General features: G+C 66.4%; 23 protein-coding genes and 1 pseudogene. 11 read left to right on the top strand and 13 right to left on the bottom strand.

Annotated elements, in window-relative coordinates:
* Positions 1 to 64 precede the first annotated feature (64 nt).
* From fusA to Q0J54_RS00560, 13 genes are all read right to left on the bottom strand, one after another.
* Positions 65 to 2,143: an elongation factor G gene (gene fusA / locus Q0J54_RS00500; RefSeq protein ID WP_296303315.1), complete on the bottom strand. Its 2,079-nt coding sequence runs from the start codon at positions 2,141 to 2,143 to the stop codon at positions 65 to 67.
* 98 nt (positions 2,144 to 2,241) lie between these two features.
* Positions 2,242 to 2,712, bottom strand: a complete 471-nt coding sequence (rpsG, locus tag Q0J54_RS00505) for a 30S ribosomal protein S7 (RefSeq protein WP_296303317.1) — start codon at positions 2,710 to 2,712, stop codon at positions 2,242 to 2,244.
* A 108-nt stretch (positions 2,713 to 2,820) separates the two neighbouring features.
* Entirely contained in the window at positions 2,821 to 3,192 is a 372-nt protein-coding gene (gene rpsL / locus Q0J54_RS00510) for a 30S ribosomal protein S12 (protein WP_291485665.1), read from the bottom strand.
* 138 nt (positions 3,193 to 3,330) lie between these two features.
* Positions 3,331 to 4,296, bottom strand: a complete 966-nt coding sequence (locus Q0J54_RS00515) for a hypothetical protein (RefSeq protein ID WP_296303319.1) — start codon at positions 4,294 to 4,296, stop codon at positions 3,331 to 3,333.
* A gap of 55 nt (positions 4,297 to 4,351) precedes the next feature.
* Positions 4,352 to 4,588 carry a hypothetical protein gene (locus tag Q0J54_RS00520; protein WP_296303320.1) on the bottom strand — a complete coding sequence of 79 codons (237 nt, stop codon included), beginning with the start codon at positions 4,586 to 4,588 and terminating at the stop codon, positions 4,352 to 4,354.
* 64 nt (positions 4,589 to 4,652) lie between these two features.
* On the bottom strand, positions 4,653 to 5,096 hold the full coding sequence (locus tag Q0J54_RS00525) for a hypothetical protein (protein ID WP_296303322.1): 444 nt from the start codon (positions 5,094 to 5,096) through the stop codon (positions 4,653 to 4,655).
* Positions 5,097 to 5,150: 54 nt separating this feature from the next.
* On the bottom strand, positions 5,151 to 5,627 hold the full coding sequence (locus tag Q0J54_RS00530; protein WP_296303323.1) for a hypothetical protein: 477 nt from the start codon (positions 5,625 to 5,627) through the stop codon (positions 5,151 to 5,153).
* Positions 5,628 to 5,747: 120 nt separating this feature from the next.
* Positions 5,748 to 6,821 carry a 3-isopropylmalate dehydrogenase gene (gene leuB, locus Q0J54_RS00535; RefSeq protein ID WP_296303324.1) on the bottom strand — a complete coding sequence of 358 codons (1,074 nt, stop codon included), beginning with the start codon at positions 6,819 to 6,821 and terminating at the stop codon, positions 5,748 to 5,750.
* Between the two features lie 74 nt (positions 6,822 to 6,895).
* On the bottom strand, positions 6,896 to 7,396 hold the full coding sequence (locus Q0J54_RS00540; protein WP_296303326.1) for a 3-isopropylmalate dehydratase small subunit: 501 nt from the start codon (positions 7,394 to 7,396) through the stop codon (positions 6,896 to 6,898).
* A 15-nt stretch (positions 7,397 to 7,411) separates the two neighbouring features.
* Complete coding sequence (locus tag Q0J54_RS00545) at positions 7,412 to 8,674, bottom strand: 3-isopropylmalate dehydratase large subunit (protein ID WP_296303327.1); 1,263 nt, start codon at positions 8,672 to 8,674, stop codon at positions 7,412 to 7,414.
* Between the two features lie 77 nt (positions 8,675 to 8,751).
* On the bottom strand, positions 8,752 to 10,299 hold the full coding sequence (locus tag Q0J54_RS00550; RefSeq protein ID WP_296303328.1) for a 2-isopropylmalate synthase: 1,548 nt from the start codon (positions 10,297 to 10,299) through the stop codon (positions 8,752 to 8,754).
* Positions 10,300 to 10,417: 118 nt separating this feature from the next.
* The gene (pssA, locus tag Q0J54_RS00555) at positions 10,418 to 11,206 is read right to left on the bottom strand and encodes a CDP-diacylglycerol--serine O-phosphatidyltransferase (RefSeq protein ID WP_296303329.1); all 789 of its coding nucleotides are present in this window, start codon (positions 11,204 to 11,206) and stop codon (positions 10,418 to 10,420) included.
* A 23-nt stretch (positions 11,207 to 11,229) separates the two neighbouring features.
* Positions 11,230 to 11,877 (bottom strand): phosphatidylserine decarboxylase family protein, encoded by a 648-nt coding sequence (locus Q0J54_RS00560; protein ID WP_296303331.1) that lies wholly within the window; start codon positions 11,875 to 11,877, stop codon positions 11,230 to 11,232.
* A 173-nt stretch (positions 11,878 to 12,050) separates the two neighbouring features.
* Between Q0J54_RS00560 and Q0J54_RS00565 the strand changes: the two genes are divergently transcribed.
* From Q0J54_RS00565 to Q0J54_RS00615, 11 genes and pseudogenes are all read left to right on the top strand, one after another.
* Entirely contained in the window at positions 12,051 to 12,380 is a 330-nt protein-coding gene (locus Q0J54_RS00565; RefSeq protein WP_296303332.1) for a chemotaxis protein, read from the top strand.
* A gap of 87 nt (positions 12,381 to 12,467) precedes the next feature.
* Positions 12,468 to 12,602 carry a hypothetical protein gene (locus Q0J54_RS00570; RefSeq protein WP_296303333.1) on the top strand — a complete coding sequence of 45 codons (135 nt, stop codon included), beginning with the start codon at positions 12,468 to 12,470 and terminating at the stop codon, positions 12,600 to 12,602.
* Between the two features lie 158 nt (positions 12,603 to 12,760).
* Complete coding sequence (locus Q0J54_RS00575) at positions 12,761 to 13,291, top strand: hypothetical protein (RefSeq protein WP_296303334.1); 531 nt, start codon at positions 12,761 to 12,763, stop codon at positions 13,289 to 13,291.
* Between the two features lie 492 nt (positions 13,292 to 13,783).
* Entirely contained in the window at positions 13,784 to 14,935 is a 1,152-nt protein-coding gene (locus Q0J54_RS00580; protein ID WP_296303335.1) for a metal-dependent hydrolase, read from the top strand.
* Positions 14,936 to 15,486: 551 nt separating this feature from the next.
* The gene (gene moaC / locus Q0J54_RS00585) at positions 15,487 to 16,005 is read left to right on the top strand and encodes a cyclic pyranopterin monophosphate synthase MoaC (RefSeq protein WP_296303366.1); all 519 of its coding nucleotides are present in this window, start codon (positions 15,487 to 15,489) and stop codon (positions 16,003 to 16,005) included.
* Positions 16,002 to 16,781 carry a prolipoprotein diacylglyceryl transferase gene (gene lgt, locus Q0J54_RS00590; protein WP_296303336.1) on the top strand — a complete coding sequence of 260 codons (780 nt, stop codon included), beginning with the start codon at positions 16,002 to 16,004 and terminating at the stop codon, positions 16,779 to 16,781. The genes moaC and lgt overlap by 4 nt, the downstream gene beginning before the upstream one ends.
* Positions 16,782 to 16,857: 76 nt before the next feature.
* Entirely contained in the window at positions 16,858 to 17,076 is a 219-nt protein-coding gene (infA, locus tag Q0J54_RS00595) for a translation initiation factor IF-1 (RefSeq protein ID WP_006008898.1), read from the top strand.
* 111 nt (positions 17,077 to 17,187) lie between these two features.
* Positions 17,188 to 18,309: pseudogene (gene aroC, locus Q0J54_RS00600) on the top strand (chorismate synthase).
* On the top strand, positions 18,309 to 18,638 hold the full coding sequence (locus Q0J54_RS00605; RefSeq protein ID WP_296303341.1) for a helix-hairpin-helix domain-containing protein: 330 nt from the start codon (positions 18,309 to 18,311) through the stop codon (positions 18,636 to 18,638). Before aroC ends, Q0J54_RS00605 begins: the two are co-directional and overlap by 1 nt.
* Entirely contained in the window at positions 18,628 to 20,946 is a 2,319-nt protein-coding gene (locus tag Q0J54_RS00610; RefSeq protein ID WP_296303342.1) for an ATP-dependent RecD-like DNA helicase, read from the top strand. Before Q0J54_RS00605 ends, Q0J54_RS00610 begins: the two co-directional genes overlap by 11 nt.
* Positions 20,947 to 21,150: 204 nt before the next feature.
* Positions 21,151 to 21,540, top strand: a complete 390-nt coding sequence (locus tag Q0J54_RS00615) for a hypothetical protein (protein WP_296303343.1) — start codon at positions 21,151 to 21,153, stop codon at positions 21,538 to 21,540.
* Positions 21,541 to 21,554: the final 14 nt, after the last annotated feature.

A 21,554-nucleotide genomic window follows, 5' to 3' on the forward strand; every position in this document is an offset into this window, starting at 1 on the left:
TCCGCCCTTTCGGACACAATTCCCGCCCTTTACATCATCACAAGGCAACAGTCGCGACGTTGCGCTAGCTCTTGCTCTTCTGGATTTCGTCGGCGAGGGCCTGCGGCACGCGTTCGTAATGGTCGAACTGCATGGTGAAGGTGGCACGGCCCTGGGTGCGGGAACGCAGGTCGGTGGCGTAGCCGAACATGGAGGCCAGCGGGACCTGGGCGCGCACGCTCTGCGCGCCGCCGGCACGGGCTTCCATGCTCTGCACGCGGCCGCGGCGGCCGTTGAGGTCGCCCATGACGTCGCCGAGGTATTCTTCAGGCGTCACCACTTCCACGTCCATGATGGGTTCGAGCAGCACCGGCCCGGCCTGGCGCATGGCTTCCTTGATGGCCATGGAGCCGGCCACATAGAAGGCCTGCTCGGAGGAGTCCACTTCGTGGTAGCTGCCAAAGACCAGGTTGACCTTGATGTCCACGCAGGGGAAGCCGGCCATGACGCCGGACTTCATGGCGTCCTGGATACCCTTGTCGATAGCTGGGATGTATTCCTTGGGGATGACGCCGCCGGTGATGGAGTTGATGAACTCGTAGCCCTTGCCCGGGTTCGGCTCGACTTCGATGACGCAGTGACCGTACTGGCCGCGACCGCCGGACTGCTTGGCGTGCTTCATGTCCACCTTGGCGTTCTTGGAGATGGTCTCGCGGTAGGCCACCTGCGGCTTGCCCACGTTGGCGTTGACGTTGAATTCGCGGGTCAGACGGTCAACGATGATCTCCAGGTGCAGTTCGCCCATGCCGGCGATGAGGGTCTGGTTGGTTTCCTCGTCGCCCTTGACGCGGAAGGAGGGGTCTTCCTTGGCGAGCTTGTTGAGCGCGGCGGAAAGGGCGTCGCGGTCGGCCTTGGTCTTGGGCTCGATGGCCACTTCGATGACCGGCTCGGGGATGTTGAGGGATTCGAGGATCACCTCGCGCTTTTCGTCGCAGAGGGTGTCGCCGGTGGAGGCGTTCTTCAGGCCCACGAGGGCCACGATGTCGCCCGCGCCGGCCCACTTGATGTCTTCGCGCTTGTTGGCGTGCATCTTGAGGATGCGGCCGATGCGTTCCTTCTTGCCGGTATTGGCGTTGTAGACGCCCGTGCCGGACTCAAGGCAGCCGGAATAGATGCGGAAGAAGGACAGGTGGCCGATGAAGGGGTCGGAAAAGAGCTTGAAGACCAGACCGGCCAGGGGCTCCTTGTCGTCGCAGTGACATTCGATGATCTCGTCTTCCTTGCCGGGGATGTGGCCGGTCATGGGCGGGATGTCCACCGGAGAGGGCAGGTAGTCCACCACGGCGTCCAGCAGGGGCTGCACGCCCATGTTGCGGAAGGCGGAGCCGCAGAGCACGGGGACGATGTTGCGGGCGATGGTGGCCTTGCGCACGCAGGACACGATCTCTTCCCTGGTCAGCTCTTCGCCGCCGAGGTACTTGTCCAGCAGGGCCTCGTCCTCTTCGGCCACGGCTTCGAGCATCTCATGGCGCTTTTCGTCGAAGAGGGCCTGCATGTCCGCCGGCACGTCCTCGATGGAGAATTCGGCGCCCTTGGAGGACTTGTCGAAGCGGATGGCCTTGCCTTCGATGAGATCCACCACGCCTTCGAATTTGTCTTCGGCGCCGATGGGCAGCTGGAGCGGCACGGCCTTGGCGCCCAGACGGTCGTGGATCATGCCCACGCAGCGGAAGAAGTTGGCGCCGATGCGGTCCATCTTGTTCACGAAGCAGATGCGGGGCACATGGTAGCGGTCGGCCTGACGCCATACGGTCTCGGACTGGGGCTCCACGCCGGCCACGGCGTCGAACACGCAGACCGCGCCGTCGAGCACGCGCAGGGAGCGTTCCACTTCGATGGTGAAGTCCACGTGGCCGGGCGTGTCGATGATGTTGATGCGGCAGTCCTTCCAGAAGCAGGTGGTGGCGGCGGAGGTGATGGTGATGCCGCGCTCCTGTTCCTGCTCCATCCAGTCCATGGTGGATTCGCCGTCGTGGGTTTCGCCGATCTTGTGCGACACGCCGGTATAGAAAAGGATACGCTCGGTAGTGGTGGTCTTGCCGGCGTCGATATGGGCCATGATGCCGATGTTGCGCTGTTTGTCTACGGCTACGGTGCGGGACACGGTCTTCCTCCCTGAGGGGATTATGGCTGTTTGATGCGTGAATCAACACCGCGCCCTTGCGGGCGCGGTGTGCTCGTTACCTGGAAAGAATGCGCGGCTTACCAGCGGTAATGGGCAAAGGCCTTGTTGGCTTCGGCCATGCGGTGGGTGTCCTCACGCTTTTTCACCGCGCCGCCGCGACCGTTGTAGGCATCGAGCAGCTCGGCGGAAAGCTTGGAGGTCATGCCCTTCTCGCCGCGCGAGCGGGCATAGTTGATCAGCCAGCGGATAGACAGGGAGACCTGACGCTCGGGGCGCACTTCCATCGGCACCTGATAGGTGGCGCCGCCCACGCGGCGGGCCTTGACTTCCAGATGCGGCTTGACGTTTTCCAGCGCTTTCTCAAAGGCGCGCATGGGATCTTCACCGGTCTTTTCGGCGAGATTCTCGAGCGAGCTGTAAAAAATCTTTTCGGCGGCGCCCTTCTTGCCGTCGTACATGAGACGGTTGACGAACTTGGTCACAAGGCGGCTGTTGTACAGCGGATCGGGCAGAACTTCCCTCTTCGGGACAGGACCTTTACGGGGCATGATATTCTCCTTGGAAAGGCAGCGGTTGCGGCGTCACCAGCCCCGCAGCGCCGGCGCGCCTCGGGCGCGGCCAGACGTTGCATGACGTACGCCGTGCGCGGAAAAAAACTACTTCGGACGCTTGGCGCCGTACTTGGAACGGCTCTTGCGGCGATCGGCCACACCGGAGGTGTCGAGGGTACCGCGGACGATGTGGTAACGCACGCCGGGCAAGTCCTTGACGCGGCCGCCGCGGATGAGCACCACGGAGTGCTCCTGAAGGTTGTGGCCTTCGCCGGGGATGTAGGCCGTCACTTCGATGCCGTTGGTCAGGCGCACGCGGGCGACCTTGCGGAGAGCGGAGTTCGGCTTCTTGGGGGTGGTGGTGTACACGCGGGTGCACACGCCGCGGCGCTGCGGGCAGGCCTGCAGGGCCGGGGTCTTCTTGCGCTTCACCACCGCTTTCCGCTCGATGCGGATGAGCTGGTTGATAGTAGGCATGAATTCCTCCAGATGGGTAAACCATATTGGGACGGCCGGCGGTATGCCGACACCGTCCAGAACGGCGCACTCTATGCGATATGCCGTTTCCTGTCAAGCGGCCCGGCCGGCGGGGCCGGGGAGCGATCCCGGGCCGCTTCAGTCCGTGCCGCCCCAGGCGCGGGGCAGGCGGCAGCGGGGCGGGAAGTCCCCTTCAAGATCGAGGGTCGGCTGACGCAGCAGGGCGGCGCAGATACCGGGCATGAGCGCATCGTCCCAGGGGATGATGTCGTAGATCTCGCCGGGGCCGCCCAGCGGATGTGCCGTCAGGCTGTCGTCATCGGCAAGGTGGTAGAGCATGAGCCCGCCGCCCTCGGCCTGATGCCGCTGGGACGAGCCACCCAGCAGCCAGCCGTCCGGCAGGCGCAGACAGCCGCGCAAAAAGTGGCTGTTCGTGATCTTCCAGCGCCGCACCTCGTGCAGCAGGCCATGTTCGTCCTCCCGGAAGCGGAAGAATTCGCCGCTGGCCGAGGAGCAGCAGTAGACGTCCCCTTCATGGACGCAGAGGGAGTGGGGGCAGTTCAGGCCGCCGGCCACGATGCGGGTCAGCGTATGTCCCTGATGGCGGCGCATGAAGCAGATGATCCCCCAGCCTTCCTTTTTCCAGGCGAGGGAGGAGCGTTTCCAGCGGTCGAAGGGCTGGTGGTTGAAGGCAGAGGCCAGCATGCCGTCATGCCACGGCACGAAGTCGTTGAGGTGGATGGCGTCCGGCGGCAGCACATCGCCCCAGCCTTCCAGCGGCGAGAGGGCGAGGCTGGCCGGCCCGCCGCTGTGGAGCAGGATGCGCGAATTGCCGGTGTCGGCGATGCCCAGCAGGGAGGGCCCCAGCGGCTTCACGCTATGGGCCAGGTTCTCGTGGGGACCGGGCAGGCGAACGGCGCTGAGCCCGGTGGCGTCCAGCCGTTGCAGCATGCTGTCCGAGGCGATGTGCAGCGCTCCGTCATGGAAGCAGATGCCGCAGACGCGCAGCACGTTACCGGGGCAGAACCAGAAGGCCTGCCGCTGTTCCACATCATAGCCTATGAGGGAGACGGCGCTGTTGACGCAGCCCAGCAAGACCCGCATGGGCGACTCCTTATGCGCGGCGGGAAACGGCGGCGGCGCGCGTGCGCCGCCCGCTTCAGCGCAGATCAAAAAGTTTCTTGAGCGAGAGCAGAAAGGCCGCCAGCCCCAGCAGCGCGGCCAATACCACGATGCGGCAGAGCCACAGCGCCGCGTACCCCAGGAAGACGCCCACGGCCACCGCCAGGATGAAGCGGATGGCGACATTGATGATACCGGGCGTGCCGGAGGTCCAGCGCACGGCCAGAAAGCCTACCGCACAAAGCAGGATCAGTCCCAGAAGTATGGCATACACAGTGGTGTCCCCCCGGCTGTCGTCGTATGTTCGTCCGCGTGCGCGGCCTCGTCCCCACGCCTGGTCAGTGCGCGTCCAGCCCGTACACGACGCCCTTCAGCGCGAGCTCCGCCACATGGGGCAGGCTCAGCCAGGTCAGAGCCCCGACAAGGATCATGCGCAGCGGCGAGCGCTCGCGTTTGCCCCGCAGGCATTGCCACAGATAGCGGATGCCGAGGAGGCAGACGAGCAGGGACAACAGCGTGTACGCCACGTCGAGCAGCGCCGACGCCACGCCCTGCGGCGACATCTCGCCCTCCTGGCGCAACAGCATCTCGCTCCCCCATTGCAGCAGCAGGCACAAGTGCAGCCATTTCAGCAGGAGCAGACAGCCCCCCGCGACCAAAATCGCCTGCCAGAGGCCCCAGCGCTTCGTCGGGCGTTCCCACAGGACGTATGCCGCCCCGGCGGCGCCGGCGAGGATCAGCAGCCAGCTTGCCGCATTCGCAAATGCTCCCCAAGTCTCCATAACGTTTTTCCCCGCGCGGTCGGGCTGCGCCGCACCGGCGTGTGCCGCCTTTTCCTATCTGTCGATGACCTGATAGAGCAGATACATGAACAGGGCAAACAGGAACAGCGGCATGAAGATGGTCAGCAGCCCCAGCCCCAGTTCCAGCCAGGCGAGGGTGGACAGGCACATGAACAGTATGGTGGGACTTCCCGGCGGCATGTTCCGCCAGTGCCGCCAGGCGGTAAAGATGATGACGCCGTTCAGCACCACGCCCAGCGGCGCCAGGTTGACCAGGAAGTGCTCCATCGTCATCCCGCCCAGCCGGTCGGGATCGGGGAGCTCGCCCGGCAGCAGCAGACAGGCCGCCACCAGAGAGACATGCAGCAGCAGACGGCAGATCAGCGTCCCCAGAAGCACCTTATCAAGATGCGTTTGGGGCGGCAAGCGCCACAAATGGCGGATGGTCAGGACGGAAACGGCAAAATTGCCCAGAAGCGCCAGGCAGAGACCCGCCACGATGGCGCAGACTTCCCAACCATCCCAATCCATGTGTCTGCCTCCCGAAAAAGGACATCGGCCACGCGCAGGGAAGCACGAGGCCGGGGTGAACACGAGGGCGTGTCCCCTCCTGCCGCGGCGAGGCGTGCCCCGCCGCGACAGGATACCGTATTACAGGCGTTCGATGACCAGACGCCCCATTTCCTTGCAGCCGACGAGGGTCTTGCCGGCTTCCATGATGTCGCCGGTGCGGTAGCCGTCGGCCAGCGTGGTGCGCACGGCCTTTTCCACGGCGGCGGCTTCCTCTTCCAGCTTGAAGGCCATACGCAGGAGCATGGCGGCGGACAGGATGGTGGCCAGCGGATTGACCTTGTCCTGCCCGGCGATGTCCGGGGCCGAGCCGTGGATGGGCTCGAAGAGGCCCGGGCCGGACGCGCCCAGCGAGGCCGAGGGCAGCATGCCCAGCGAACCGGTGATGACCGAGGCTTCGTCGGAGAGGATGTCGCCGAAGATGTTGCCGGTCACGATGACGTCGAACTGCGAGGGATCGCGCACCAGCTGCATGGCCGCGTTGTCCACATACATGTGGCTGAGCTCGATGTCCGGGTAGTCCTTGTGGGTCTCCTCGACCACGCTCTTCCAGAGGCGGGAGGTCTCGAGCACGTTGCTCTTTTCCACGGAACAAACCTTCTTGCGGCGCTGGCGGGCGGCCTCGAAGGCCACCCTGGCGATGCGGCGCACTTCCTCTTCGCTGTAGATCATGGTGTTGAAGCCCACGCGCTGGCCGTCGCGGGTCTCGATGCCGCGCGGCTCGCCGAAATAGATGTCGCCGGTGAGTTCGCGCACCACGATGAGGTCAAGCCCGCGGGCGGCCACATCGGGCCGCAGCAGGCAGGCCCCGGCCAGTTCGGGCAGGAGCATGGCCGGGCGCAGATTGGCGAAAAGGCCGAGGGCCTTGCGGATGCCGAGCAGGCCCTTTTCCGGGCGGATGGACGGATCGAGATTGTCCCACTTGGGGCCGCCCACGGCCGCCAGGAAGACGGCGTCGGCCTTGCGGCAGGCCTCGATGGTGGCTTCGGGCAGGGGGCCGCCCGTGGCGTCGATGGCCGCGCCGCCGATGAGCGCGGTCTCGAACACGAATTCATGGCCGAATTTGGCCGCCACGGCCTTGAGCACGGCCACGCCCTGTTCCATGATCTCGGGGCCGCTGAAGTCCCCGGGCAGCAGACAGATGGTCTTTTTCATTGCAGTACCTCGCGGGGCCCCGGCCCCGGCTGTGGGAAAAAAGGCCCGGAGCCGTCCGACTCCGGGCCGAAAAACTAGCCCTGGGCGGCCAGACGTTCCTTGACGTAATTCACGAGACCGCCCTTTTCCACGATGCGGGCCATGGAGGCCGGCAGGGGCGGGCAGGCGATCTCCACGCCGTTGGTCAGGTCGCGGATGACGCCGGCGGCGGCATCGATCTCCAGCTCGTCGCCGTCGTTGAGCTTGTCCACATCATCGCCCACTTCCAGCAGGAGCAGGCCCATGTTGAAGGCGTTGCGGTAGAAGATGCGGGCAAAGCTGTGCCCGACCACCACCGGGATGCCCGCGCCGAGGATGGCGATGGGCGCGTGTTCGCGGGAGGAGCCGCACCCGAAGTTGCGCCCCGCCACCATGATGTCGCCGGGCGTGACGCGCTTCACCCAGTCCGGTTCCAGCCCGGCCATGCAGTTCTCGCCCAGCTTCTTGGGGTCGGTGGTCACGAGGAAGCGCGCGGGGATGATGGCGTCCGTATCGATATGTTCGCCCACCTTGTGGGCCTTACCCTTGAATTTCATGATCTGTTCTCCTGCTTACAGTTGGTCGGGACCGGCCACGCAGCCCGCCACGGCGCTGGCGGCCGCCACCACGGGGCTGGCAAGATAGACTTCGGACTGCAGGCTGCCCATGCGGCCGCGGAAGTTGCGGTTGGTGGTGGCCACGGCGCGTTCGCCGTCGCCGAGGATGCCCATGTGGCCGCCGAGGCAGGGGCCGCAGGTGCAGGGGCCGACGATGCAGCCCGCATCCATGAAGGTCTCCAGCAGGCCTTCCTTGAGGCTCTGCTTCCAGACGGTGGGGGTGGAGGGCAGCACGATGCAGCGCACGCCCTTGGCCACCTTGCGGCCGCGCAGGATCTCCGCCGCGTCGCGCATGTCACTGATGCGGCCATTGGTGCAGGAGCCTATGACCACCTGCTGGATGGGGGTATCCCGCACGTCGGAGACGTTCTTCACGTTGGAGGGCAGGTGCGGACAGGCCACCACCGGTTCCTGACCGGTGACGTCGATGTCCACCACGCGTTCGTACTGCGCGCCGGGATCGGCGGCCAGTTCCAGCGTCACGCCGGGGCGGCCGTGTTCGGCGCAGTAACGGCGGGTCTGCTCATCCACGGCGAAGAGGCCCACTTTGCCGCCGGCCTCGATGGCCATATTGGCGATGGTCAGGCGGCCTTCCACCGGCAGGTCGTCGATGACCTTGCCGCCGAATTCCAGGGCCTTGTAGAGCGCGCCGTCCACGCCGATGGTCTTGATGAGCAGGAGCATGAGGTCCTTGGCCCGCAGCCAGCGGGGCATGTCGCCCGTCACGTTGACGCGGATGGTGGGCGGCACCTTGAACCAGGTCTCGCCCAGGGCCATGCCGGCGGCGATGTCGGTGGAGCCCATGCCCGTGGCGAAGGCCCCGAGGCCGCCGTAGGTGCAGGTATGGCTGTCCGCGCCGATGACCACGTCCCCCGGGCCCACCAGACCGCGTTCGGGCAACAGGGTGTGCTCCACGCCGCAGTCGCCGCCTTCATAGTAATGGGTGATGCCCATCTCTTCGGCGAATTTGCGCGTCACCATAACCTGATTGGCGGAGTCGATGTCCTTTTGCGGGGTGAAATGGTCCATGACCAGCGCGATCTTGTCCTTGTCGAAGACCTGTTTCGCGCCCATGCCGCGGAAGGACTTGATGGCCAGCGGGCCGGTGATGTCGTTGGCCAGCACCAGGGAAAGGCGGCACTGCACGATCTGTCCGTCACGCTCGATGACGTCGTCCGTATGGGCCTGCAAAATTTTCTGTGCAAGCGTCTGAGGCATAGAATACTCCTTTGTGGCGGCTCATTGCCGCCAGATATGGGAAAAATACGTCCGCCCGCGCCCCCGCGGGGGAAGCGCTAGCCGTGCTGGCAGTGCAGGCGTTCGCCTTCCTTTTCCTTCTTGGCGAGGTTGTTGAGCGCGTTCACATAGGCACGGGCGCTGGCCACCAGGATGTCGGGATGCGCGCCCCGGCCCACGGCCTTGTACTGGCCCTCGCTCAGGCGCACGGTCACCTCGCCCAGGGCGTCCGTGCCGCTGGTGATGGCGTTGATGGCATACTGTTCCAGCTCCGGTTCGCGGCCCAGCATGTCGTTGATGACGTTGAAGATGGCGTCCACCGGTCCCACGCCGAAGCCCGCGCCGCTGCGTTCCATGCCGTCGATGTCCATGAGCACGGCCGCCGTGGGCGGCACGCCGCCGGCATCGGAGCTCTGCACGCTCACATGGCGCAGGCGGAAGCGGTCGGGCAGGCGGTAGATCTCTTCCTGTACCAGGGCCATGAGGTCGTCGTCGTGCAGGGTCTTCTTGCAGTCGGCCAGCTTCTTCACCGCCTCGAAGACGAGCTGGAGCTGGTCGTCGTCCAGCTTGTAGCCCATGCTCTCGAACTTGTTGCGTACGGCATTGCGGCCCGAGTGCTTGCCGATGACCAGGCTGGATTCCGTGCGGCCCACGGACTGCGGGGTCATAATCTCGTAGGTCTCGCGGTTCTTGAGCATGCCGTCCTGATGGATGCCCGACTCATGGGCAAAGGCGTTGGCCCCCACGATGGCCTTGTTGTTGGCGATGGGCTGGCCGATGGTCATGGAGAGCAGGCGGCAGGAAGGGTAGAGCTGCTCGGTATGGATGTTGTGCTCGAGATGATAGAGGTCATGCCGCACGCGCAGGGCCATGACCACTTCTTCCAGCGCGGCGTTGCCCGCCCGCTCGCCGATGCCGCTGATGGTCACCTCCGCCTGACGCGCGCCCACGCGCAGGGCGGCCAGCGTGTTGGCCACCGCCAGACCGAGGTCATTGTGGCAGTGCACGCTGAAAATGGCCTTGTCGCTGTTGGGCGTGTTCTCGATGACGTACTTGATGAGGGACGCGAACTCGTCCGGCTGGGCATAGCCCACGGTATCGGGCAGGTTGATGGTGGTGGCCCCGGCCCTGATGGCCGTTTCCACCACCCGGCAGAGGAAGTCCTTGTCCGAGCGGGAGGCGTCCTCGGCGGAGAATTCCACGTTGTCGGTATAGCCCGCGCAGCGCCGCACCCCGGCCTCGATCATCTGGAGCACCACTTCCGGGTCCTTGCGCAGCTTGTGCTTCATGTGCAGGGGCGAGGTGGAGAGGAAGGTGTGGATGCGCGGCCGCCGGGCCACCTTGACGGCCTCCCAGCAGCGGTCGATGTCGCCGTCCATGCAGCGGGCCAGACCGGCGACCTGGATGTCGCCCGCCTGCTCGGCGATACGGCGCACGGACTCGAAGTCCCCCGGGCTCGAAGCCGGGAAGCCCGCCTCCATGATGTCCACGCCCAGCACTTCCAGCTGATGGGCCAGGCGGAGTTTTTCCTGGAGGTTCATGGTCGCGCCGGGCGACTGTTCGCCGTCACGCAATGTGGTGTCGAAAAAATAAACCTTGTTGTCCATGATGCACATCTCCTCTGGGCATGGCGCGTCCTCCTTCGGACCATTGCCTGCATAACGTCCGCCCTGGGCGGCCTGACCGGAAGAGAGTGCCACACGCGTGGCGGCCGTTACGCAGCCTTCAGTCGTCCGTGGACGATAGGGCGCGTAGCAGCTGACGGTTGCGACGGGGAAGGATCACCAGCGTATAGACGATGCCGCCGGCGATGTAGAGGGCACAAAAGAGAAAGGCGAAAATCCGCGGCTGGGAGTAGACCAGCGCCAGGGCCACCAGGGCCCCCACCAGGGAACGGATGGGGTGGGCGCGCAGAAAATCGTATTCCTTGAAAGAAAAGTACCGGACCCGGCTGACCATGAGCAGGCCCACGAAGATCACGAGCAGAAAGCAGACATGGGGGACGGCGGGCGCGAGAAAGTCGGGCAGCATGCCGCAAAAGAGCACGAAGGCCGCCAGCGTGCAGCCGCCGGCCGGGATGGGCAGACCGATGAAGAAGCGTTTGCTCACGAAAGTAGTGCTGACGTTGAAGCGCGCCAGACGCAGCGCCCCGCAGGCGGCATAGAGGAAGGCCACGGCCACGCCCCAGCGGCCGAAGGTCTCAAGCTGCCACTGCCACATGAGCATGGCCGGCGCCACGCCGAAGGCCACCAGATCCGCGAGGGAGTCGTACTGCACGCCGAATTCGCTGGCCGTGCCCGTCAGGCGGGCCACCTTGCCGTCCATGCCGTCCAGCAGGGCGGAAAGGAAAACGGCGCAGACCGCGGCCTCGAAACGTCCCTGCACGGCCCAGACCATGCACAGGAAGCCCATGAACATGCTTAAGGACGTGATGAGATTGGGGAGGACATAGACCCCCCTGTGCGGGGCTTTCCTGCCATGCTGCGGCGTGCTGTTCTCCACGGTCTTTTCCATAGCGGGGCCGATCCCTTGCGGCGTTACTGGGTCTGGCGTCGGGCCACGACGCTTTGTCCGGCGAAGACGCGTTCGCCCACGAATACGCTGGGAGCATATCCTTCAGGCAGATAAAGGTCAACTCGTGAGCCGAAGCGGATCATGCCGCAGCGTTCGCCGCGCGTGAGGCCGTCCCCGGGCTCGGCCCGGCAGACGATGCGCCGGGCGATGAGTCCGGCGATCTGCACCATGACCCAGCTCGTCCCGTCATCCCCGCGCAGGCGCAGCGCGCAGCGTTCGTTCTCCTCCGCGGCCTTGTCGTAGGCGGCATTGATGAACTTGCCGGGCCAGTAGCGGATCTCCTCCACCGTGGCCGCCACCGGGCTGCGGTTCACATGCACGCTGAAGATGTTCATGAAGATGCTCATGCACATGCGCCGTTCCCCGGTGAAGGGGTCGGGCCTCTCCTCGATGCGGACCACGCGACCGTCCGCCGGGCTGACGGCCAGTCCGTCCGCCTGCGGGACGACCCGCTCGGGGTCGCGGAAAAAGTGCAGGGAGAACCAGCAGCACAGCAGCAGGAGCAGGGCACAGAAGCCGACGCCCAGCAGGGCGAAGACCAGTGCCGCCAGGGCGGTAAGGCCGATGACCGGCCAGCCTTCGGGAGTGATGCCGCAACGGGCAGGACGCATGGTGGACCTCGCTGGGGCCCAGCCCTGCCGGCAGGCGCGGGAGACGCCTGCGCCGGGGCGGACCGGTGACGTTTCAGGGGAGGAAAGTATATGCGTCTCCGTTGCGGCAGGCAAGGGAAAAGCGGGCATGCCCCGCCCTTGCGCGCCGGGGCGGCAGCGGCTATGCTGAGGACATGCGACGCTTCCTTTCTCCTGTCTGCCTGCTCTTTTCGCTGACGCTTGTGGCCTGCGGTCCCAGGGACATCGGCACGGGCACTGCCGAGCCGGACAGCGCCCCGCCCGGCATCAGCTCCGTGGAGAGCCTGCGCCAGCCCCTGACGGGAGCCAATCCCGTACAGCGGCGGCTTTTCTTTTATAATCAGCCGCATATTATGATGCAGATGCAGCAGTCCGGGCTAGACAATTACCGGCGCTACATCAACCGGTATCGCGGCGACGGCGTCGACCCCGAATCGCCCGCCTATCGTGAAGTGCCGCGCCAGCGCAGCCCGTTCCGACAGTAGGGGCGTCGAACGGCGGACGACCCTGCCGTGCCCGGGACGTGCGCCGGCCGTGCGTCCCGCCTGTCGCCTGTTCGCGAGGAAAACCACATGGAAGTTGTGTTGAACATCGTGCTGACGCTGCTGTTTTCCCTTGTGGCCGCTGGGGTCTGTTTCCTGTCGAGAAATTTTCCGCCGAGCTTCAGGCCGATGTGGCGGCGCTGCACCCTCCCCAAAAAAAGCTGACGGGAGCGCTCAGGAAAAGCTCCCTGTGAAATGGCGGCAAGGCCGGCCCCGGAAAAACAGGAGGGCATAGCCCCGTCCTCCCGGTCGCTGCCTCCGGCGCATGCCCGCCCGGCGTCCGGCGTTTTTTCCATTCACCCTCCGCACCTTAGAGGAACCGCATGAATCACGCACGACATACTCTCTTTGGAGCCGCTGCTCTGTCGCGCGGTCTTGCCCGTCTGCTGCTCACGCTCTGTCTGATCCCCGTGGCCGCCACACCGGCGCATGCTTTCGAAACGGGCGGGCATGCCACTCCCCCGCAGGGAGTGGAGAGCGAATACGAACAGGAGATGCGGATCCTTCGGATGCTGGAGAACATTGACCGGCTGGCGCAGGAGCATGAACAGGCGGAGCGCCGCGCGAAGGCTGCGCAGGACGGCGGCCACGGCGGACATGCCGCACAGACTCCGTCACGATCCCCGCAAGCAGAGGCCGGCATCGCCACGGCGGAGTCCCGCGCGTCCCAGCTCGAGGACAGGATGATAGTCGGCGCGGGGATGGTCATCGTGCTGCTCTTCACCCTGTTCCTGGGCGTTCGGTTCTTCTTCGCGCGCCGCGGGGATCCCGACGACTCTCCTACGGATCTGCGGGGAAGGGGGTATGCGGAATGGAAGCGGCAGCGTCAGGCGCGGAGGGACAAGCTCGAATGAGACCGGGAACCGCCCGGCGCGCCGACTGTCCCCGCCGCCCGGCCGTGGCTCTCTCCACGCTTTGTCTGCGAGCCGACGCATGGAATGGCTGTTCCTTCTGAACGTGCCGCTGGTGTTCCTTGCGGGAGGTGTCGTCTGCCTCCTGCTGACGGTCGTCGCAACGATCGTCGCACTGACGCTCTTTTTCGGGGCCCCGGTGTCGGAGACCATCCGCCCGTGGCGCAGCCGGTGGCGGTTGATCACGCTCCCATGGCGGATGGCGTCGCGCCGCCTGTTCACCGGCTTTGTGCTGCGGCAGCCGCTGCCAGAGGATAAGGCGTGTTATGCCCCTGGCTTGAGGCGGGCGCGCCGTTGCGCCCGCGCGGGTCTCGTCGTATGCTCGGCGTGTCGCCGCGTCTTGCCGCGCTGCGGGAAGATGCGGAGGCGTGGCCGCGCGGGCCGGCCTCCGGCAGCGTCCGCTACCCGTCCTGAACGACCCATACGAGGAGAACAATGGATCCCCTGACCCATGCCGCTTCCGGGGCCGTGGCCATGCTGGCCCTGCCCCGCCGTCCCGCCACCCGCTGGGCCGTGCCGCTGGCCGCGCTGGTGGCCGCCTTCCCGGACATCGACATCGCCTTCATTCGCGGGCCGCTGCAATTCCTGCAGCTGCATCGCGGCATCACGCATTCCCTGTTCTTTCTGCCCGTGCTGGCCCTGCTGCTGGCGTTGGCGGCCCGTCCCCTATGGAAGCGGGACACGCCGGGCCGCTGGCCGCTGCCGCTGGTCTGGCTCTTTTTCGGCGGGCTTATCCTCCTGCATATCTGGCTGGACTGCATCACCACCTACGGCACCATGATCTTCCTGCCCTTCTCGGCGGAACGGGTACGCCTCAACGGGGTGTTCATCATCGACCTGCTGCTGACGCTGCCCCTGCTGGCGGCGGTCTGGTTCGCCCTGCGCCGTGGCGTCGTCCGTCCGGCGCGGCTGGCCCTGTGCTGGCTGGCGCTCTATCCCTGCTGCGCCATCGGGCTCAACGGGCATCTGGCCGCCGCCTACCGGGCCGAGCTGGCCGGACAGGGCCGGAAGGTCGAGCGGCTCGTGGTGCTGCCGGACGCCTTTTCCCCGGTCTTCTGGCGGGCGCTCTACGAGGAGCGGCAGCCCAACGGCCTCGTGGTGCGCGCCGACGGGCTCACCGCGCTGGGCCGGGCGCATGAGCGGGGCTTCCCCCGGCCTGCCCTCAGACCGGAGCTGGCCGCAAGCCTGCGGGAACAGTCCGTCATCTGCCGGGATTTCCTCGACTTCAGCCTGCTGCCGCTGACCCTGCCCGTCCCGAAAAACCTGCGCCCCGAGGAAGCCGTGTCCGCCCCGGACGAACAGGCGGCGGCCGCGGCCCAGCCGCAGACCCTGCGCGGTTATCTGGAGATCACGGACGAGCGCTTCGGCAGCAGTCTCCGCTTCGTGCGCGAGATCATGCGTTTGCGGGCAGGGGAGGGCGGTTCGCCCTTCCGGCTCTTCGTGGAGCTGGGCTACGCGCCCGATGCCGTGCCGCGCCTTGTGCGCGAACGCCTCTATCTGCCGGACAGCGGCCGGGATTCCGGCTGGCGGCCGCCGCGTCCGCCCCGGCCGGCGCGGGGGCTGGACTGGTGGCTGGGCCTGCGCTGAGGCGGACCGCAATGCGTTTGCCGTCTTGTTGCGCCGCTTGCGCTCCGGCTGCGGAAGACGACCCGGAGGCTGACCCGGAGGCTGGCCCGTGGAGCCGCTGACCCATGCCGCGTCCGGCCCGCTGGGCGCTGGTCTGGCTGGTGGGCTATCCCTGCCTCGGGCTGGCCGGCAATGCTCTCCGTGAGCAGGCCTGCCGGGCGGACTTCGCGGCGCGGGGGCGGCATATCGGTCGCCTTGTCGTGCCGCCGGATGTGGTCGTGCCCGGCCTGCGGCGCGTCGTCTACGAGGATGAACTCCCCAAGATGACGACCCTCGTCTGCGCCGAGGGCCTGCTTGCGCCGGGGCATTTCTACGGCCGAAGGCTGTGCGAGTTCACTTCACGGGAGCTGCCCGCAAAACTGCGCGCCTCGTCGCCGCTGGGGGGCCGCCATTGCGCGAAAAGCTGTACCTGCCGTTCGGGGCCTGGACGTTCCGGCGGCCCGTGCCGGGGCTGGACGCGGAGCCCGGCCTCCGGTAAAGACAACAGCCACACCAACACCAGCGAGGACTGCATGGACAACGCCTTTTCCCATCTGGACAGCCGGGGCAACGTATGCATGGTGGATGTGGGACACAAGCCCGCCACCCGGCGCGTGGCCGTGGCCGAAGCGCTCGTGCGGCTGGCCCCCGCCACTCTGGATCTGCTGCGGCGCGCGGCCCTGCCCAAGGGGGACGTGCTCACCTGCGCCAAGATCGGCGGCATCATGGCCGCCAAGCGCACGGCGGAACTCATCCCCATGTGTCATTCGCTGGGCCTGAGCTATGCGGACGTACGCTTCGAGATCGACGAGGCCGCCGCCACCATCCGCATCCTGAGCGAGGCGCGCGCCGACGGCCCCACCGGCGTGGAGATGGAAGCCATCGTGGCCGCGCAGATGGCGGCCGCCACCATCTATGACATGTGCAAGGCCGTCCAGCGGGACATCGTCATCGAACGGGTGCGCCTGCTGCTTAAGGACGGCGGCAAGAGCGGCCGTTTTGAAGCGCCCGACGCCCGTCTGCCCGAGGATATGGGGAGGCAGGACGCATGACCTTTCCCCAGATCGACCCCGTGGCCTTCAGCATCGGCTCGCTCCAGCTGCGCTGGTACGGCCTCATGTACCTTTTCGCCTTCGTGGGAGGCTGGATCCTGGGGCGGCTGCGGGCCTCCCGGCCCGGGTCTGGCTGGCGCGCGCAGGACGTGGACGACCTGCTGACCTTCGTCATGCTGGGGGTCATCCTCGGCGCGCGGCTGGGCTATGTGCTTTTCTACGACCTGGCGGACTACATCCGCGACCCGCTGGAGATTTTCCGCGTCTGGAATGGCGGCATGTCCTTCCACGGCGGCCTGCTGGGCGTGGTGGGGGCCTTCTGGTACTTTTCCCGCACGCGCAAAAAGCCCTTCCTCGAGGTGGCGGACTTCATCGCGCCGCTGGTGCCGCAGGGGCTCTTTTTCGGGCGGCTGGGCAACTTCATCAACGGCGAGCTCTGGGGCAAGCCCAGCGATCTGCCCTGGGCCATGATTTTCCCCACCGGCGGCCCCTGGCCGCGTCATCCCTCGCAGCTCTACGAGGCGCTGCTCGAAGGCGTGGCGCTCTTCGTGATCCTCTGGATCTTCTCGGCCAAAAAGCGCCGTCCCGGCGCGGTGGCCGGGCTGTTCGCCCTGCTGTACGGCATCTTCCGCTTCGGAGTGGAGTTCGTGCGCGTGCCGGACGTGCAGCTCGGCTATCTGGCCTTCGGCTGGCTGACCATGGGGCAGGTGCTCTGCCTGCCGCTCATCCTCATCGGGGCCTGGCTCATCTGGCGGCCGCCGTCACGGGCGGTCTGAGCGGCGGACATGGTTTGACAGATGTCCCGTTTTGGGGCTATGCTGACCGGATAGACAGATTTTTTCGGGAGGCGTCATGGCCAAGGAAGGTTCCATTGAAGTAGATGGGGTGGTGCAGGAAGCGCTACCCAATGCCATGTTCCGCGTCGAGCTGGAAAACGGGCACGAAGTGCTGGCCCACATCTCCGGCAAGATGCGCAAATTCTACATCCGCATTCTGCCCGGCGACCGCGTGAAGGTGGAGCTTTCTCCCTACGACCTGACGCGCGGCCGCATCACCTACCGTATGAAGTAGCCTCCCGCAGCGATCGTCCGGGGAGCGCACCCCCTGCCCCATGAGTGAGCAGGCGGTGCGCTCTTCGTCGTTGCGGCACAGTCCTCTGTCCTCTTTTGCCAAGGAGACACCATGTCCGGCAATACCTTCGGGCGCGTCCTGCGCCTCACCACCTATGGCGAATCGCACGGCGCGGGCATTGGCGGCGTGCTGGACGGCTGTCCGGCCGGGCTGCCCCTCAGCGAGGCGGAGATGCAACGCGACCTCGATCTGCGCAAGCCGGGGCAGGGGCCCACGGCCACCAAGCGGAAAGAGTCGGACACGGTACGCATCCTGTCCGGCATCTTCGAAGGGAGGACCACGGGCACGCCCATCGCCTTTTACATCGCCAACGAGGATCAGCGCTCGCGGGATTACGGCAATCTGGCCGAAGTTTTTCGTCCCGGGCATGCGGACTGGGGCTTTTTCCAGAAATTCCAGGGCCTGCGCGACTATCGCGGCGGCGGGCGCTCTTCCGGCCGCGAGACCGCCGCGCGCGTGGCCGCCGGAGCCGTGGCCCGGCTGCTGCTGGCGACGCACGGCATCGGCGTGGAAGCCGCGGCCGTGGAGCTGGGCGGCATCGCCGTGCCGCCGGCGGAACGCGAGTTTTCCGAAGCCTTTTCCCGGCCCTAGTACGCGGCCTCGGCGGAGGTGGTCACCCGCTGGGACGAACGCGTGGCCGAAGCCCGCAAGGCCGGGGACACCCTGGGCGGCATCGTGGAGATCCGCGCGCGCGACGTGCCTCCCGGCTGGGGCGAGCCGGTCTTCGACAAGCTGGACGCCTGTCTGGCCCATGCCCTTATGAGCGTGGGCGCGGTCAAGGGCGTAGAGGTGGGCGACGGCTTTGCCGCGGCCCGCAGCACCGGTTCCGTCAACAATGACCCCCTGACGCCGGAAGGTTTCGCCTCCAACCACGCGGGCGGCATCCTCGGCGGCATTTCCAGCGGGCAGGAAATCGTCCTGCGCGCGGCCGTCAAGCCCATCGCCTCCATCGCAAGGGAACAGCGGACCATCGACAGGGAGGGCCGCCCGGCGTCGGTGCTGGTGGGCGGACGGCATGATCTCTCGGCCATCCCGCGCATCGTGCCCGTGCTGCGGGCCATGACCGCGCTCACGCTGGCCGATGCCCTGCTGTTGCAGGCGCGCATGACGGCCCTGCCGGAAGAGGTGCTGCCCCTGCCGCGTCCGGCCGCCCTGCGGGACGGGCGCTGGTGATGGCCGCTCCGCTGCCTGATGCGACACCCCTGAGGCCCGGTCTTTTCCGTGGGTGCGGTCCGGCCCTGACGGCGGACCTGCACGCGCTGGGCATCACCTGCGTGGGGGAGGTGCGTCGTGCCGAACCTGACGAGTTGTACGCGACGCTGTGTCGCCTGAGCGGGCCGCAGGATATTTGCGTGCTGGATCAATTGCGCTGTGTGGTGGAACAGGCCCGCGATCCCGCCTGTCCGCCCGGTCGGCGGGACTGGTTCTGGTGGTCGCGGCGGCGCAAGGCGGACGACGTGCCGCCGCTTTCCCCTGTTCCGGAGGCTTCCCATGAGCGCTGATCTGCCCCTTTTGCAGGACCCGGATGCCGTGGAGCTGTGCGGCACGCTGGAGCGGGTCATCTTCCATAATGAGGAGAACGGCTATACCGTTCTGCGCCTGCAGCCGGACAAGCCCCTGCCCGGCCAGAGCAAGGTGCAGGGCGCGCCCGCGCGCGGCCTGAGCCGTGATCCCGTGACCTGCGTGGGGCATATGGTGCATCCGCAGCCAGGCGTACACCTGAAGGTCGCGGGCCGCTGGCAGGTCAATGCCCGCTACGGCCGCCAGATCCATTTCGACCTGGCGGAAGAGATCCTGCCGGCCACCACCGAGGGCATACGGCTCTACCTGGCCTCCGGCCTCATCAGGGGCGTGGGGTCGGAGATGGCCGGGCGCATCGTGGAAAAGTTCGGGGAGGACACCATCCGCGTCCTGGACGAGGAACCGGAGCGCCTGCGGGAGGTCCGGGGCGTGGGCAAGAAGAATTTCGAGCGCATCTGCCAGAGCTGGCAGGAACATCGCGGCATCCGCGACCTCATGCTCTTTTTGCAGCCGCACGGCATCACCCCCGCCTATGCGGTACGCATCTACCGGGCCTACGGCGGTGAGGCGCTCCAGGTGGTGCGGGAAAACCCCTATCGTCTGGCTATGGACATCCACGGCATCGGCTTCGTGACCGCCGACGCCGCGGCCCGCAAGCTGGGCTTTGAAGTGGACAACCCGCTGCGCGTCCAGGCGGGCATCCTCTATGTGCTGCAAAAGTCCACGGACGACGGCAACGTCTACCTGCCTCAGGACGAGCTGCTGGCCCAGGCCTGCGAACAGCTCGGCGTGGAAGAACAGCTCGTGCTGGAAGCGCTGGACGTGCTGGAAGCCGAGGAACGCCTTGTGCGGGAATGGCCGGACGAGCCGACCTGCCCCTCGCCGGTGGAAGATGAAGCCGAGATCCCGTCCCTTTCCCCGGCGGTCTATCTGCGGCGCTACCATCACTGCGAATCCAAGACGGCTTTCTATCTCCAGCGCCTGTTGCGCTCGCCCAAGTCCGTGCAGTTCAGCGATCCTGACGCGCTGGTGGACAAGGTGACGGGGGAGCTGAGCATCCAGCTCGCGCCGGAGCAGCTCGAGGCCGTGCGTACCGCCGCCCGCAGCAAGGTGATGGTGCTCACCGGCGGCCCCGGCACGGGCAAGACCACCATCATCAATGCCATCATCCGTCTGTTCGCCGAGGTGAGGGCGCGCATCCTGCTTGCCGCGCCCACGGGGCGGGCGGCCAAGCGCATGTCCGAGACCTCGGGCCGCGAGGCGCGCACCATCCACCGCCTGCTGGAGTACAGCCCCAAGGAGGACGGCTTCGCCCGCAACGAGGACAATCCGCTGGCCTGCGGTCTGCTCGTGGTGGACGAGGCCTCCATGATGGACATCCTGCTGTTCTACCATCTGCTGAAGGCCGTGCCGCTGGGCGCGACGCTCGTACTGGTGGGCGATGTGCATCAGCTGCCGTCGGTGGGGCCGGGCAACGTGCTGGCCGACATCATCGCCTCCGGCGCCGTGCCCGTGGTGGAGCTGACGGAGATCTTCCGGCAGTCGGCGGAAAGCGAGATCATCTGCAACGCCCACCTCATCAATCACGGGCAGGTGCCGCCGCTGGAGTCCAGCCGGGACAGGCTGTCGGACTTCTACTTCATCCGGCAGGATGTGCCGGAAAAGGCGGCGGATCTCATCGTGGAACTTGTGCGCGACCACATCCCCCGGCGTTTCGGGCTGGACCCGGTGGACGACATCCAGGTGCTCACGCCCATGCACCGCGGGGCCGTGGGCGCGGGCGAGCTCAATGCCCGGCTCCAGGAGGCGCTCAACCCCCACGGCACCGAGGTCCGCCGTGGCGAGCGGGCCTTCCGCCTGCATGACAAGGTCATGCAGATACGCAACAATTACGACAAGGATGTCTTCAACGGCGACGTGGGCCGCATCGTCTTTCTGGACGGCAAGGAGCGCACCCTGAGCGTCAACTTCGACGACCGCGTGGTCCCCTACGATTTCGACGAGCTGGACGAGCTGGCCCCGGCCTACGCCATCTCCATCCACAAGTCGCAGGGTTCGGAATATCCGGCGGTGGTCATCCCCCTTATGATGCAGCACTACGTCCTCTTGCAACGCAATCTCGTCTATACCGGGGTGACGCGCGGCAAAAAACTGGTGGTGCTGGTGGGCGAGCCCCGCGCCCTGCACATGGCGGTGAAGAACAACCGCACGCGCATCCGTCACACCCGCCTCACCGAACGGCTGCGCCCGCCTGAGCTCCCGGCCCCGCACCGGGAGCGGAAAACGTAAGCGCCACGAGCGTTGCCGGCCTCCCTGGCGGCGCTTCCCGCGCGGCAAGCGGCCGCTCGGATGGCAAGACGCTTGCGGAGAAGCGCGGCGCCGCCCCGCCGTGACGGGCTGCGGAAAGGCATTTGCAATTCGTGACAAATAGGATAAGGAGAATCGACGGCACGCTTGCCGGAGGCCCGGCCGTGCCGGGAAAGGAGCAGAATCATGGCTGATGAAAACAAGCGCCTCGGCGTCGTTATCGACAGCGGCAAGGACAGCGACATCGATCCCGAACTGGCGGATGAGATCCTGCGCGACGACGACAATTATGTGCCGCGCAACAGCCTTGGCGGCGGCGCGGCCGACGCCCTGCTGCGCGCCAATTCGGCCGCCCCTGTCGCGCCCAACCGCATCATCGGCATTGCGGCCATGGTCTGCGCCGTGTCCAGCCTCTTCCTTTTTGCGGCGTTCTTCATCCCGCCCGCCGTCGTGCTGGGGGTCATCGCCCTGATCCGCAAGCAGTATTTTCTGGGCATCATGTCCCTGCTGATCTCCATTTTCTCCTTCTTCACGTCCACGACCATTATGACGGCGCTGGACAAGTTCTTCATGTAGGACGCCAGACCGTC

This window comes from uncultured Desulfovibrio sp. (assembly GCF_944324935.1).
In the GTDB taxonomy this organism is placed as follows: domain Bacteria; phylum Desulfobacterota; class Desulfovibrionia; order Desulfovibrionales; family Desulfovibrionaceae; genus Desulfovibrio.